The 14,234-nt window shown below is 73.8% G+C and carries 13 protein-coding genes; 8 read left to right on the top strand and 5 right to left on the bottom strand.

What is annotated here, in order from left to right:
• Positions 1 to 8: 8 nt before the first annotated feature.
• Genes gltX through C8046_RS00235 form a run of 3 tightly spaced genes read right to left on the bottom strand, consistent with a single transcriptional unit; the run spans position 9 to position 3,129 of the window.
• Positions 9 to 1,499 carry a glutamate--tRNA ligase gene (gltX, locus tag C8046_RS00245; protein WP_109227767.1) on the bottom strand — a complete coding sequence of 497 codons (1,491 nt, stop codon included), beginning with the start codon at positions 1,497 to 1,499 and terminating at the stop codon, positions 9 to 11.
• Between the two features lie 42 nt (positions 1,500 to 1,541).
• Positions 1,542 to 2,315: a fumarylacetoacetate hydrolase family protein gene (locus C8046_RS00240; protein WP_109227766.1), complete on the bottom strand. Its 774-nt coding sequence runs from the start codon at positions 2,313 to 2,315 to the stop codon at positions 1,542 to 1,544.
• A 16-nt stretch (positions 2,316 to 2,331) separates the two neighbouring features.
• Positions 2,332 to 3,129 carry a class I SAM-dependent methyltransferase gene (locus C8046_RS00235; protein ID WP_109230625.1) on the bottom strand — a complete coding sequence of 266 codons (798 nt, stop codon included), beginning with the start codon at positions 3,127 to 3,129 and terminating at the stop codon, positions 2,332 to 2,334.
• Positions 3,130 to 3,236: 107 nt separating this feature from the next.
• Here C8046_RS00235 and C8046_RS00230 point away from each other — a divergent pair, with 107 nt between their 5' ends.
• The 7 genes from C8046_RS00230 to C8046_RS00200 all read left to right on the top strand — a co-directional run bounded on the left by C8046_RS00230 (position 3,237) and on the right by C8046_RS00200 (position 11,446).
• On the top strand, positions 3,237 to 4,463 hold the full coding sequence (locus C8046_RS00230; RefSeq protein ID WP_109227765.1) for a heparan-alpha-glucosaminide N-acetyltransferase domain-containing protein: 1,227 nt from the start codon (positions 3,237 to 3,239) through the stop codon (positions 4,461 to 4,463).
• Entirely contained in the window at positions 4,460 to 5,347 is an 888-nt protein-coding gene (locus C8046_RS00225) for a 3-methyladenine DNA glycosylase (protein ID WP_235866000.1), read from the top strand. The genes C8046_RS00230 and C8046_RS00225 overlap by 4 nt, the downstream gene beginning before the upstream one ends.
• 114 nt (positions 5,348 to 5,461) lie before the next feature.
• A complete protein-coding gene (locus C8046_RS00220; protein WP_109227764.1) occupies positions 5,462 to 6,667 on the top strand; it encodes a cobalamin-independent methionine synthase II family protein in 1,206 nt (401 codons plus the stop codon).
• A 72-nt stretch (positions 6,668 to 6,739) separates the two neighbouring features.
• Positions 6,740 to 8,455: a nuclease-related domain-containing DEAD/DEAH box helicase gene (locus C8046_RS00215; RefSeq protein ID WP_109227763.1), complete on the top strand. Its 1,716-nt coding sequence runs from the start codon at positions 6,740 to 6,742 to the stop codon at positions 8,453 to 8,455.
• A 64-nt stretch (positions 8,456 to 8,519) separates the two neighbouring features.
• A complete protein-coding gene (locus tag C8046_RS00210) occupies positions 8,520 to 9,386 on the top strand; it encodes a hypothetical protein (protein ID WP_109227762.1) in 867 nt (288 codons plus the stop codon).
• Positions 9,387 to 9,413: 27 nt separating this feature from the next.
• A complete protein-coding gene (locus C8046_RS00205) occupies positions 9,414 to 10,046 on the top strand; it encodes a YigZ family protein (protein ID WP_109227761.1) in 633 nt (210 codons plus the stop codon).
• Positions 10,047 to 10,120: 74 nt separating this feature from the next.
• Complete coding sequence (locus C8046_RS00200; RefSeq protein WP_109227760.1) at positions 10,121 to 11,446, top strand: TrpB-like pyridoxal phosphate-dependent enzyme; 1,326 nt, start codon at positions 10,121 to 10,123, stop codon at positions 11,444 to 11,446.
• Positions 11,447 to 11,501: 55 nt separating this feature from the next.
• Here C8046_RS00200 and C8046_RS00195 read toward each other — a convergent pair whose 3' ends face one another.
• Together C8046_RS00195 and C8046_RS00190 are read right to left on the bottom strand one after the other, a co-directional pair.
• The gene (locus C8046_RS00195; RefSeq protein WP_146197012.1) at positions 11,502 to 11,816 is read right to left on the bottom strand and encodes a ribosomal protein L7/L12; all 315 of its coding nucleotides are present in this window, start codon (positions 11,814 to 11,816) and stop codon (positions 11,502 to 11,504) included.
• A 69-nt stretch (positions 11,817 to 11,885) separates the two neighbouring features.
• Positions 11,886 to 12,479, bottom strand: a complete 594-nt coding sequence (locus tag C8046_RS00190; RefSeq protein WP_109227759.1) for a TetR/AcrR family transcriptional regulator — start codon at positions 12,477 to 12,479, stop codon at positions 11,886 to 11,888.
• A gap of 77 nt (positions 12,480 to 12,556) precedes the next feature.
• Here C8046_RS00190 and C8046_RS00185 point away from each other — a divergent pair, with 77 nt between their 5' ends.
• Complete coding sequence (locus tag C8046_RS00185; protein WP_235865999.1) at positions 12,557 to 14,209, top strand: ABC transporter substrate-binding protein; 1,653 nt, start codon at positions 12,557 to 12,559, stop codon at positions 14,207 to 14,209.
• Positions 14,210 to 14,234 lie beyond the last annotated feature (25 nt).

The raw sequence follows: 14,234 nt of genomic DNA, 5'->3' as shown, positions 1-14,234 counted from the left end.
CGCCGCGCTCACAGGGTCGCGCGCAGCGCCCGCAGCCGGTTCAGCGTGGAGTCCTGGCCGAGGATCTCCATCGACTCGAACAGCGGCGGCGAGATCCGACGTCCTGAGACGGCCACGCGCAGCGGACCGAACGCCAGGCGCGGCTTGACGCCCAGACCCTCGACGATGGCCTCGCGCAGCGCGGCCTCGATCTCCGCCGTCGCGAACGTCTCCAGACCGGTGAGCGCGCCGATCGCGGCGTCGAGCACGTCGGCCGCGCCGTCCTTGAGCGTGGCGCGGGCGTCGTCGGCGATCGCGACGTCGTCGCCCGCCGTGAAGAGGAAGCCGAGCATCGCCGGCGCCTCGCCCAGCAGCACCATGCGCTCCTGCACGAGCGGAGCCGCCGCCGTGAGGATCTCGCGCTCGCGGTCGTTCAGCAGGTCCCAGCTCGGGGCCGACAGGACGTCGGTGAGGTAGGGCACCAGCCGGGAGCGGAAGTCCTCCGGCGCGAGGAGCCGGACGTGCTGGCCGTTGATCGCCTCGGCCTTGGCGAGGTCGAACTGGGCCGGGTTGGGGTTGACGTCGGCGATGTCGAACGCCTCGACGAGCTCGGCCATCGTGAACACGTCGTTGTCCGGCGCGATCGACCAGCCCAGCAGCGACAGGTAGTTCAGCAGCCCCTCCGGGATGAATCCGCGCTCGCGGTGGTGGAAGAGGTTCGACTCGGGGTCGCGCTTGGAGAGCTTCTTGTTGCCGTCACCGCGCACGAGCGGCATGTGGGCGAAGACCGGCTCCGCCTCGGCGATCCCGAGCTCGACCAGCGCGCGGTACAGCGCGATCTGGCGCGGCGTGGAGGACAGCAGGTCCTCGCCCCGCAGCACGTGGTTGATGCCCATCAGCGCGTCGTCGACCGGGTTGACGAGCGTGTACAGCGGCTTGCCGTCGGCGCGGACGACGACGAAGTCCGGCACGGAGCCCGCCGCGAACGTGACCTCGCCGCGGATCAGGTCCGTGAAGGTGATGTCGTCGTCGGGCATCCGCAGGCGCCACACGGGCTCGCGACCCTGCGCGCGGAACGCCTCGACCTGGTCGGCGGTGAGGTCGCGCTCGGCGTTGTCGTAACCCATCTGTGCCGCCCGCCCGGCGGCGGCGTTGCGCTCGGCGATCTCCTCCGGCGTCGAGAAGGACGGGTAGAGGTACCCGCCGGCCTTGAGCTCGGAGATGACCTCGGCGTAGATCTCGCCGCGCTGCGACTGCCGGTAGGGACCGTGCGGGCCGCCGACCTCGATGCCCTCGTCCCAGTCCAGCCCGAGCCAGCGCAGCGACTCGATGATCGCGGCGTAGGACTCCTCGGAGTCCCGCGCGGCGTCGGTGTCCTCGATGCGGAACACGAACGTGCCGCCGGTGTGCCGGGCCTGCGCCCAGTTGAACAGGGCCGTGCGGATCATCCCGACGTGCGGGATCCCGGTGGGCGAGGGACAGAAGCGGACGCGCACGGACGAGCCGGAGGAGGTAGTCATGATGGGGCCAGCCTATCGACGACCGGTCCTCCCCCGGCTCCCCTAGCGGCGCATCACCGGGTTGCTCAGGCGACCGATGCCCTCGATCTCGACGTCGACGCGCTGGCCCGCGACCATCGGGCCGACACCGGCCGGCGTCCCCGTGAGGATCACGTCGCCGGGCAGCAGCGTGAAGATCGTCGAGACGTAGGCGACCAGCTCGTGCACGCCGTGGACCATCTGCGAGGTCGACCCGTCCTGGACCAGCGTGCCGTCGAGGTAGGTCCGCACGGCGAGGTCGGCAGGGTCGAGGTCGGTGACGATGTAGGGGCCGAGCGGGCAGGAGGAGTCGAAGCCCTTCTTCAGCGTCCACGGGCCCGTGGCGCCCTGGTCCCGCGCGGTCACGTCGTTGGCGCACGTGTAGCCGAGGATGACGTCCTTGGCGCGCGTCACCGGGACGTCCTTGCAGATCCGGGAGATGACAAGGGCGAGCTCGCCCTCGTAGTGCACGTCCTCGGAGTAGCTCGGCAGGATGATCGGGTCGTCCGGCCCGACGACGGCGGTGTTGGGCTTGAGGAAGACCATCGGGTCCTCGGGCACCGCGTTGCCCAGCTCGGCGGCGTGCTCGGCGTAGTTGCGACCGATCCCGACCACCTTCGAGCGAGGGATGACCGGGGCGAGCAGGCGGACGCCGTCGGCCGGGAGCACCTGGCCCGTGGGCTCGACGCCGGAGTACAGCGGGTCACCCGTGATGAGGGCGTACGTGACGTCCTCCCCCTCACCCTCGACGATGGCGTAACGGGGGTCGTCGCCGACGGCGATACGTGCGATGCGCATGGGGTCAGCCTACGGACTACCGCCGGGCGACGACCTCGCCGTGCACCATCGCGAACCAGCCGTCCTCGGCAGCGCCCCACTCGCGCCAGGCCTCCGCGACGGCGTCGAGCGCCGCCGTGTCCGCCACGCCCAGCTCCAGGGCGTGCTCGGCGAACTGCGAGTGGCGCACCCGCTCGGACCAGACGCCCGCCCACCAGGCGCGCGTGTCGTCGTCGGCGTAGCACCAGGTCGACGCCGTCGCGGTCGTGTCCGCGAAGCCGGCCTCCCGGACCCACGACAGCAGGCGGGGACCGGCGTCGGGCTCGCCGCCGTTGCGGCGCGCCACCTGCTGGTAGAGGTCGAGCCACTCGTCCAGACCGGGCAGCCGCGGGAACCAGCGCATGCCGCCGTAGTCGACGTCGCGGACGGCGAGCACGCCGCCCGGGCGCAGCACGCGGCGCATCTCGCGCAGCGCGGCGACCGGATCGTCGAGGTGCTGGAGGACCTGGTGGGCGTGGACGACGTCGAAGCTCGCGCTCCCGTAGGGAAGGTCGAACACGTCGGCCGGCTCGAAGAGCGTGTTGCTCACGCCGCGGGCGGCGGCCAGCTCGGAGGCCTTCAGCAGCACCTCGTGGGAGGTGTCGACGCCGACGACGCGCCCCGGGGCGACGATGTCGGCGAGGTCGACCGTGATGGTGCCGGGGCCGCAGCCCACGTCGAGGACGTCCAGCCCGGGGGCGAGGTCGTCGAGCAGGTAGGCGGCGGAGTTGCGTGCGGTCCGCCACGTGTGCGACCGCAGCACGCTCTCGGAGTGTCCGTGCGTGTACCGGGCCATGGCGTCCTCCTCGTCGCGGGTGTCCCCCACCGTATCCCTCGGGGCAAGGACCGTCTCCTAGGCTGGCCCCACGTCCCGGCGCGTCCCGCGCCGCCAGGAAGGTCGTGATGAGCTCACCGCAGTTCCCCGCCGGATCGCCCGTCCCGGGACCCGCCACAGCGCCCCCGCCGCAGGTCTGGACCCCGGGTCCGACGACCGGCCCGGCCTTCGCGCCGACCCCCGCGCCCGCCCCGACGACCGCTCGGACGGCCGCACCGCGCCGTCGGATCTCGGGCGTCGACGTCGCCAGGTCCGTCGCCATCCTCGGCATGCTCGTCGCGCACCTCGGCACCGGCCACGACAACCGCGGTGGCGGCTGGGGCGAGCAGTGGATGTGGATCTTCGACGGTCGCTCCTCGGCCCTGTTCGCGACGCTCGCGGGCGTCGGGATCGCCCTGATGACGCGCTCGACGGCGCACGACGACCGCCTCGGGTGGCGTCGCGTGCGGACGAAGATCGCCGTCCGCGCCGTCATCCTGTTCGGCGTCGGGTTCGGGCTGCAGCTGCTCGGGACCCCCGTCGTCGTCATCCTCACGTCCTACGCGGTGATGTTCCTGATGGCGCTGCCCGTGCTCCGGCTGCGGAGCGGGTGGCTGCTCGGGCTGGCGGGCGTCGCCGTCGTGCTCGGCCCCGTCGTCGCGCTCGGGCTGCGACAGTCCCTGACGGGGACCGTGCAGCCGAGCGTCGTCTTCCTCTGGGAGGGGCCGCTGATCGGCGAGCTCGTGCTCGGCTACTACCCGGTGGTGGTCTGGATCGCCTACCTGCTGGTCGGCATCGTCGTCGGCCGGGGCGCGCTGGCCTCCCGTCGCTACGCCGCCGCGCTGCTCGGCGGCGGGGCCCTCGTCGCGGCCGCGGCCTACGGCGTCGGCGCCTCGCTCTCGAGCGGGACGGGCAGCTCGACCGGACCGTTCGACGTGCTCTTCTGGCCCGACGCGCTGCTGTCCGTCGAGCCGCACGCCAACTCCGGCTTCGATGTCGTGGGCAACCTCGGGGTCGCCGTGGCGGTGCTCGGGCTCTGCCTGCTGGCCACCTCCGGCCGGGTCGGTGAGCTCGCCCTGTGGCCGCTGGCCGCGACGGGCTCGATGTCGCTGACGATCTACTCCGCGCAGCTCGTCGTGATCGCGGTCCTGGGCTCCGACGCCGTGTACTACCCCGCCTCGAACGGTCCCCTGCTCGCCCTCGCGCTCGGCTCGATCGCCTTCGCCTGCCTGTGGCGCGCCACGCTCGGCCAGGGACCGCTCGAACGGCTCCTCAAGGCGGCGTCCGACGGCGCGGCCCGGTCGGTGTCGGCGTGAGCACCGCGCTCGTGGCCGACACCCGCCGGCTGGCCCCGGCGACCTGGCGAGCGGCCGAGGCGGCGCACGTCGCGCGGGCCGAGGGCCTGACCGCCACGTACCGCGAGCGCCGCGGGCGGGGCGAGAGCCACGCCGTCGAGGACTTCCTCTTCACCTACTACCCGGTCAAGCCGTCGCTGCTCGCCCGGTGGAGCCCCGGCGTCGGCGTCGTGCTCGAGGACGCGGCCGGTTCCCGGCTCGCCGGCGCCCGGTGGTTCCGCGAGGAGGGCGGCGACGTCGAGCTGGACCGCGCCCGCTTCCTCGCCGACCGCGGAGGTGCCGTCCGGTTCCACCACGCGCTGCTCGGCGCCGTCGCCGACCGCCCCGCCCGGTTCGACTGCTTCGGTCTGCACGAGTGGGCGATGGTCTACGGCGAGGCGGCCGACGAGCACCGCCACCCGCTCCCCCTGCGCCTGGGCGAGGAGGCGACCGACGCCGTCGTGCGCAGCCACCGGGTGCAGTGCAGCCACATCGACGCGTTCCGGTTCTTCACCCCGGCGGCGCAGCCGCTCAACACGCTGCAGCCCTCCAGGGAGACGCAGGTGGCGATGGACCAGGGCGGCTGCCTGCACGTCGGCATGGACCTCGTGAAGACCTCCATCCACCTCGGACCTGCCGTCCCGGGCGACCTCGCCCTGGCGGCGTTCGAGCTGGCCCGGGACATCCGGGTGCTCGACATGCGCGCCTCCCCCTACGACGTCTCCTCGTTCGGGCTCGCGCCCGTGGCCATCGAGACGCCGGCGGGCAAGGCGGAGTACGTCGCGGCGCAGCGCGACTTCAGCGTCCGGGCCGACGGCGTCCGGCACCGGCTGCTCGACGTCACCACCCGCGTCCTGGCCGGCTGAGCACCGACCGGACCCGACCGGCCCGACCGGTCCGCTCGGCCGCGCTCGTCCGCCCGGTGGTCACCTGGTGGGCGTCCCGGACCCGACGCCGCGAGGCGAGGCGATGATGGCGGGATGCGCCGCAGCCACGACTCCGTCCTCACGTCCCACGCCGGTTCCCTCCCCCGCACGGAACGCCTCGTCGCCGCCAACGCCGCGCGGGCCGCGGGCGAGGAGGTCGAGGGCTGGGAGGAGCTGCTCGCCGCCGAGGTCGCCGACCTGGTCCTGCGGCAGCGCGAGACCGGGATCGACCTCGTGGGCGACGGCGAGTACGGCAAGTCGATGACCTCGCCGATGGACTTCGGCTCGTGGTGGTCCTACATCTTCCAGCGGGCCGAGGGCCTGTCCCTCGACGAGGGCGGCGCCTGGATCACCGACCGGCACGTGTCCTCCCCGGGCGACACCCGGCTGACGGGGTTCGCCTTCCGACGCGACCAGCAGGCCTTCCGCGAGGCCTACACCGACCCGACGTCGGGCATCTTCCACGGCACCCCTCCGGTCTTCCCCAAGGTGACCGGACCGCTGCGCTACACGGGGCACGCGGCGATCGCCGCCGACGTCGCCAACCTGCGCGCCGCGGCCGACGCGGCCGGGACGAGCGACGCCTTCATCACGTCCCTCGCGCCGGGCTCCGCCTCCCGCATCGCCAACGAGCACTACGCCTCCGACGAGGAGCTCCTGTTCGCCTGGGCCGACGTCATGCGCGAGGAGTACGTCGCGGTCCTCGACGCGGGGCTGATCCTCCAGATCGACGACCCCTCGATCGCCGAGAACTACGACCAGATCGAGCCCGAGCCCGCGCTCGAGGACTATCTGGACTTCACGCGGCTGCGGGTCGAGGCGCTCAACCACGCGCTGCGCGGCCTTCCGTCCGACCGGATCCGCTACCACCTCTGCTGGGGTTCGTGGCACGGCCCGCACACCACCGACCTCGGCCTGCGCGACATCCTCCCGACCGTCCTGGGGATCAACGCCGACGCGATCACCTTCGAGGCCGCGAACGTCCGGCACGAGCACGAGTACCGCGTGTGGGAGGACGTCGCCCTGCCCGACGGCAAGATCCTGCTGCCCGGCGTCGTCTCGCACGCGACCAACGTCGTCGAGCACCCCGAGCTCGTGGCCGAGCGCATCGTCCGGATCGCCGAGCGCGTGGGTCGGGAGAACGTCGTCGCCTCCACGGACTGCGGGCTCGGCGGCCGCGTGCACGGCCAGATCGCGTGGGCGAAGCTCCGCAGCCTGACCGAGGGCGCGGCCCTGGCGACACGGACGCTCTGGGGCTGAGGCGCCACGCCGTCGGCGGCGGGAGCGGGGCTTCACCCTGCGGCCCGCCGCCGGCTGCGATAGGACTGAGGGGTGCCGCACCTCTTCCCCGCCGACCCGCCCGACGACTCCCGCGATCACGGGGCCGAGCGCGCCGTGTGGACGGCGGTGCGCGACGCGCTCCCCGACGACGCGCTGCTGATCGCGAACCTGCGGCTGCAGGAGGGGGCCGAGCAGCGCGAGGCGGACCTCGTCGTCGTCTGGCCGCCCCACGGGATCGCGGTGATCGAGGTGAAGGGCGGGGCCGTGCGCCGCGTCGACGGCGAGTGGCGCCAGGGCCCGGGCGAGGGGCGCACCGTGGACCCCGGCTACCAGGCCGACCGCGCCAAGCACTCCCTGCGCCGGTACCTCCGGACCCACGCGCCCTCGCTCGGCGACGTCCGCTTCGCGCACCTGGTCGCCCTCCCCCACACGCGCGTGCCCGCGGACGTCCGCCCGCCGGACCTGCCGCGGCCGATGCTGATCGACGCGGCGACCCTCGAGGCGGGCGACGTCGGGACCCAGGTGCGCTCGTCGCTCGGGCGGCACGCCGTCGGCCACGCCGATCTCGACGACGTCGGGACCGGCCTCGTGCACGCGACCCTCGCCGACTCCTTCCCCGGTCAGAGCGAGCAGCTCGCGCTCGCCGAGGCGCACGACCTCAGGCTCGAGCGGATGACCCGGGAGCAGGAGCGCGTGCTCGACCTCATCGACGCCTTCCCGAGCGCGCAGGTGGTCGGCGGCGCCGGCAGCGGCAAGACCTACCTGGCTCTCGCGCAGGCCCGGCGCCTGGCCCGTCGGCACCGCCGGGTCGCGCTGCTGTGCTACTCCCGCGGCCTCGGCCGCTACATGGAGCGGACGACGGCGACGTGGCCCGCGCGCGAGCGTCCGGCCTGGGTGGGCCTCTTCCACGACCTGCCCGTCGCGCTCGGGGCCGACCCCGGACGCGACGACGTCGCGGAGGACTGGGAGGTCCGCCTCCCGGCCGACCTCGCGCGCCTGGCGGGGACGGCCGAACCGTTCGACGCGATCGTCGTCGACGAGGCGCAGGACTTCTCCGAGGCCTGGTGGCCCGCGCTGACGCGCTGCCTGCGCGGCGCGGCCGAGGGCGGGAGTGCCGGCGGGCTGTTCGTCTTCTCGGACGAGGCCCAGCGGATCTTCCCGCGGGAGGGCCGCGCACCCGTCGAGCTGCCCCCGTTCCGGCTCAGCGAGAACCTGCGCTCCACCCGGCAGATCGCCCAGGTGTTCGGCAGCCTCACCGACACCGACGTGTCCCCGCAGGGGATGTCCGGACCCGCGGTCCGGCTGGTCGAGGCCGGCGACGCCGAGGCGCTGGGCTCGGCGGACCCCTCCGTGCGCGCCGGTTCGGCGGACGCCGTCGTCGACGCCGCCGACTCCGTCGTCGAGGCGCTGCTCGAGGAGGGTTGGGACCCCGGTCACGTCGCCCTCCTGGTCACGGGTCGACGTCACCCCGCACAGGTGAGCGACGTCGGGCACGGGGGCTTCGACGCCTACTGGGACACGTTCTTCGCCGAGGAGGACGTCTTCTACGGCCACGTCCTGGGCTTCAAGGGGCTCGAGCGACGGGTCGTGGTGCTGGCGGTCAACGGGGTGCGGGAGGTCGAGCGCGCGCGCCACATCCTGTACGCCGGGATGTCCCGCGCCCGCACGCTGCTGGTGCTCGTCGGCCCCCGCGCCTACCTCGAGCGGGTCGGCGGCGAGGGCCTGGCGAACCGCCTGCGCAAGGCCGACCGCTGGTCGCCGGCGTGAGCTGACGACACCGCTGCCGACCGCCCGTGTGGACGTGGGACGCCGCGACCGCCACTCTTGGACCATGTCCTCCAGCTCCCTGCGCGATGTGATCGCGTCGCTCTACCAGCTGGAGCCCGAGGAGTTCGTCGGCGCTCGCAGCCGGGCCGCCGCCGCGATGAAGGCCGACGGGGACGAGGTCGGGTCCGCCCGGCTGCGCAAGCTCGCCAAGCCCACGATCGGCGCCTTCTGGGTCAACCAGATCGCCCACCACTGGCCCGCCGACCTGGAGGAGCTCCTCGCCGTCGGGGAGCAGCTGCGGGCCGCGACCCTGGCGCGCAACCGCATCGACCTCACGCGGCTCGACCGGTCGCGACGGATCAAGACCGACGCCCTGATGTCGCTGCTGTGGCACCACGGCGAGGACCAGTCGGCCGGCGGCGGTCGCAAGCCGTCGCAGGAGACCCTGACGCGCGTGCTCGAGACCCTCACGGCCGCCGTCATGGATCAGGACGTCGCCGAGCAGGTGCGCGCGGGGACCCTGGCGCGGACCGTCGTCCACGAGGGCTTCACGCTCCTGGACACCGACGAGGAGGACGTCGTCGACCCCACCCCAGGCGGACCGACGGTCACGCTGCTGCCGCTGCGCGAGACCTCGCGCGACCGGCACCCGAGCGGCGCGGCGAAGCGGGCCGGTCAGGTCGCGATCCAGCGGGCGACCGCCGACCTGGTCGACGCCGAGAACGACCTGTCGGCCGCCAGGGACACGGTCGAGTCGCTCGCGCGGATGCTCGAGGTGCTCGAGTCCGAGCTCGTGTCGATGACCCGCGACCGCGACTCGACCCGCACGAACGTCGCTGCCTGGAAGCGGAAGCTGCGCGAGGCGGAGCGGCAGGCCCGCGTCGCCCGGCAGCGCCTCGAGGTGCTCACCAAGGGCGACGCCACCGACTGATGGCTGCTCGTTGACGGCCGCTCGCTGATGGCCGACGTCTCCTCGTACCGGACGCTGCGCAGCGAGGTCGCCGCCGAGACCGAGATCTCGCGCTCCCGGTTCCTCAGCCTGCTCTCCCCCGTCGACGGCGAGGCGGCCGCGCGCGAGCGGATCGCGGCGGTGCGCGCCGCCCACCCCCGCGCCCGGCACCACTGCACGGCGTTCGTCCTCGGACCCGACGGCGCCCTCCAGCGCACCAACGACGACGGCGAGCCCTCGGGCACCGCAGGCGCCCCGATGCTCGAGGCGCTCGTCGCCGGCGGGGTGAGCGACGTCGTCGCCGTCGTGGTCCGCTACTTCGGTGGGGTCCTGCTCGGGACCGGTGGCCTCACGCGGGCCTACCGCGGCGCCGTCGCGCTGGCGCTGGAGGACGCCGACGTCGCGGTCCGGACCCGTCACACCTCCTACGAGCTGGTGGCCGGCTACGCCGAGGCCGCCGTGGTGGAGGCCGAGGCGCGTCGTGCCGGGTGGCCCGTGACGGCGACGTACGGCGCCGACGTCGGGCTGCGCGTCGACGTCCCGCCCGGTGGGGACGCCCGGCTGGTCACGAGCGTGGAGCGCGCCACCGCGGGGCGGGTCGCCGCCCGCGAGGTCGGCACCACGTGGGTGACCACGGGCTGAGCGCCTCCCCGCGGGCGTCGGGGGCGGCCCCTAGGCTCGGTCGCGATCACTGTCGATCCTGCGAGGAGAACCCGATGTCCGACGTCCCTGCCCCCGCTGCTCCCCTCGGTGCCGAGCGCCGCAGCCTCGAGCCGCTGGGCTTCGAGATCCCCTCCACCGTGCCGACGCACTGGTACAACCTCAACGCCGACCTGCCGGAGCCGGTGCCGCCGCACCTGCACCCCGGCACGCGCGAGCCGCTGGGGCCGGAGGACCTCGCGCCCCTGTTCCCGATGGCGCTCATCGCGCAGGAGGTCGCGACCGAGCGGTACATCGAGATCCCGCAGACGGTCAGGGAGATCTACTCGCTCTGGCGGCCGGCGCCGCTGATCCGCGCGCACCGCCTCGAGCGGGTCCTGGGGACGCCGGCGCGGATCTACTACAAGTACGAGGGCCAGAGCCCGGCAGGGTCGCACAAGCCGAACACGGCGATCGCGCAGGCCTACTACAACGCGCTCGAGGGCACGACGAAGCTCACCACCGAGACCGGCGCCGGGCAGTGGGGCGCGTCGCTCTCGCTCGCTGGGGCGCTGCTGGGCCTGACGGTCGAGGTGTGGCAGGTGCGCTCCTCCTACGACGCCAAGCCCTACCGCCGCTTCCAGATGGAGGCCTACGGCGGGGTGTGCCACTCCTCGCCGTCGGACCTGACCGACTCGGGCCGCGCGATCCTGGCGGCCACGCCCGACACGACCGGCTCGCTCGGCATGGCCATCAGCGAGGCGGTCGAGGCGGCGGCCAAGGACCCGCAGGCGCACTACTCCCTCGGCAGCGTCCTCAACCACGTGATGCTGCACCAGACGGTCATCGGCCAGGAGGCGCTGGTCCAGCTGGCCGAGGCCGGGGACCCCGTGCCCGACATCGTGTTCGGCTGCGCGGGCGGCGGGTCCAACCTCGCCGGTCTGACGTTCCCGTTCCTCGGGCGCAACCTGCGCGAGGGCACGACGACGGGGCTGGTCGCGTGCGAGCCGGCCGCCTGCCCGTCGCTCACGCAGGGCACCTATCGCTACGACCACGGCGACGTGGCCGGCCTGACGCCGCTGCTGAAGATGCACACGCTCGGGGCCGACTTCGTGCCGCCGGCGATCCACGCCGGCGGTCTGCGGTACCACGGAATGTCGCCGATGGTGTCGCACGCGGTGAACCTCGGCCTGATGGAGGCCGTCGCCGTCGAGCAGGACGAGGCGTTCCGCGCCGGGGTGACGTTCGCCCGGGCCGAGGGCATCATCCCGGCACCGGAGTCGACGCACGCGGTGTCCGCCGCGATCGCCCACGCCCGCGCCGCGACCACCGACGAGGTGATCCTCATCGGGTTGTCGGGCAACGGCGTGCTCGACCTGCCCTCGTACGCGGACTACGTGTGAGCGTGTCGCCTCGGAGCGAGTCGACTCGGGGCGTGTCGACTCAGAGCGTGCCGACTCAGAGCGTGCGCTCGAAACGGTCCACGAAGTTCTTGGCCTCGGCGAGCCCCCAGCTCGTCTCCTCGCGGACGATCTTGATCGCCTCGATCTTCCTGCCGGCCAGGAGGGCGGTGTAGACCCGCTCGCTCGGCTGGTAGCCCGCGACGGCCGAGCCCCAGGCGGGGGCGTCCGTGGCGTCGGCGCTGCCGCCCCCCGCAGGGCGGGCGGCCAGCGCCGCGACCGCGGCCCGCAGGTCGCGGACCTCGCGCTCCAGGTCGGCCACGCGTCGCTCGAGGGTCTGGTCGTTGCCGCTGCTGCTGCCGAAGAGTCCCATCACGCCATCCTGGCGGGGCGACGGCGCGGTGTCACGCCGGGGCGGCGGTGTCACGCCGGGGCGGCGGTGTCACGCCGGGTCCGCCGGCACCGCCGCCCCGTCCAGCGCTGCGAGCGCCTCCTCGAGGACGTCGGCGAGCGCCACCCGGCCGGGTCCGCGCAGGGACCACGACCGGACGGCCGCGAGCAGCGCCCCCGCGCGGGCGGCGCCGAGCACCTCGGCCGTCAGCTCAGGGACGCCGGCCGCCCGCAGCGCCGCCGACGCCACGTCGCGCACGTCGGCGAGACGGCGCACGGCGGCCTCCCTGAGGTCGTCCCCGAGGCCCATCACCGACTCCTGCGAGAACGCGAGGGCGACGTTGTCGGGGCCGAGCGCCGTCGCGAAGGTCCGCAGCTCGCGGTCGACGCCGGCGAGGTCGGCTCCCCCGGGCGCGGCCAGCCGTGCCGCGAGCGCCGCGACCTGCTCGTCGACGCCGGTCCACAGGAGGTCGCTCTTGGTGTCGAAGTAGTTGAAGAACGTGGAGCGGCTCACCCCGGCCCGCAGCGTCACGTCCGCCACCGACGTCGCGGCGTACCCCTGCTCCAGGAACAGCTCGCAGGCCGCCTCCTCGAGCAGCGCGCGCGAGGCGGCCCGCGGCCGCCCGGCCCCCCGTGTGGTCGTCATCACTCGATCGTAGGCGGCTGTCGGGGCCGGATCCACCTATTGTTGGACTGCGACCAACAATCCGGAAGAAGGCACCTGTGCGCCGTCACGCCCCCGTCATCGCCCTGAGCGCGCTCGCGCTCGTCCTCGCCGCCTGCACCGGCTCCCCCGCCGGCGACTCCCCCGACACCGGCGACGCGAGCAGCACCGCCGGCACCGGCAGCGCCGAGGCGGGCGGCACCCTGGTCTACGCGACCGGTGACGCCGAGCCCACGTGCCTCGACCCGCACGTCGGCGGCAACTACCCGCAGGCCCTGCTCTCGTCGCAGTACCTCGAGCCGCTCGTCGGCCGCGACGCCGACGGCGCCATCACCCCGTGGCTGGCGACCGACTGGACCGTCAGCCCCGACGGGCTGACGTGGGACTTCACGCTCGCCGAGGGACGCACGTTCACCGACGGCACCCCCGTGGACGCCGCCGCGGTGAAGGCGAACGTCGAGCACCTCCAGGACCCCGACACGGGCTCCTCCACGGGGTACCTCGCGGTGGGCAAGGTCGCCGAGGTCGAGGTCGTCGACGCGACCCACGCGCGCTTCCTCCTCACGGCTCCCGACTCCGCGCTGCTGGAGTCGCTGTCGCAGCCGTGGACCGCCATCCAGTCCCCCGCCGGCCTCGCACGCGGCCAGGAGGCCAACTGCGCGGCGCCGATCGGGACCGGACCGTTCGTCGTCGAGGCCTGGACGCCGCAGCAGCAGGTCGACCTCGTGCGCAACGACGACTACGTGCGCCCGGACGGCACCGCGGAGCCCGCGATCCTCGACGGGATCACCTGGCGCTTCCTGCCCGACGCCGCCACCCGCTACGCCGCGCTCACCTCGGGCGAGGTCCAGGTGATCGACAACCCGCAGCCCGACGCGATCGTCGCCTCCGAGGGCACCGACGTCACGCACCTCGACGCGCCGCGCCCGGGCAGCTCCAACCGCATCGAGCTCAACACGGCGCAGGCGCCGTTCGACGACGCCGCCGTGCGCGAGGCCTTCATCCGCTCGGCCAACCCCGAGCCCGGCATCGAGACGCTCTTCGCGGGCGTCGCCGCGCCGTCGTACTCCCCGCTCTCCTCGGTGGAGACCACGGCCTACTCCGACGAGTCCCTGTTCGGCTACGACCTCGACGCCGCGAACACGCTGCTCGACGGCGCGGGCTGGACCGAGCGCGACGCCGACGGCTACCGCACGCGCGACGGCGAGCGCCTCACCGTCCGCTTCCCCGTGAGCACGAACCAGTCCGTGGCCGCCGAGCAGTCGCTGTTCGAGCAGATCCAGGCCAACACGGCCGAGGCGGGCTTCGAGGTCGTCCTCGAGCCGCTCGACCTCTCCGGCTGGTACGGCGCCCTCGCGGCACACGAGTACGAGGCCGTCAGCGCCCCGTACACCAAGGTCGGCCCGGACGTGCTGCGGATCCTCTACCACTCCGACTCGACCGTCCCGGCGCCGTCGGGCTACTTCGCCAACCTCGCCTCGGTGAGGGACCCCGCGCTCGACGCCCTGCTGGACGCGGCCTCGGCCAGCCAGGACGAGACGGAGCGTGCCGACCTGTACGCGCAGGCGCAGGCGATCGTGCTCGAGGGCCACTACATCCTCCCGCTCTACGACCAGCAGAACCACTTCCTGCTGCGCGGCGTCGAGGGCGTCGACACCCTGGACACCGTCTCGACGCCGACCTTCGTCGACGCCGCGCTGACGCAGTCCTGACCCCGCCGCACGTCTGAGGGAGGAT

Source organism: Serinibacter arcticus (assembly GCF_003121705.1).
Lineage (GTDB): Bacteria > Actinomycetota > Actinomycetes > Actinomycetales > Beutenbergiaceae > Litorihabitans.
The sequence above is the reverse complement of the archived record's forward strand: the minus strand, read 5'-3'. Positions and strand labels throughout refer to the sequence as shown.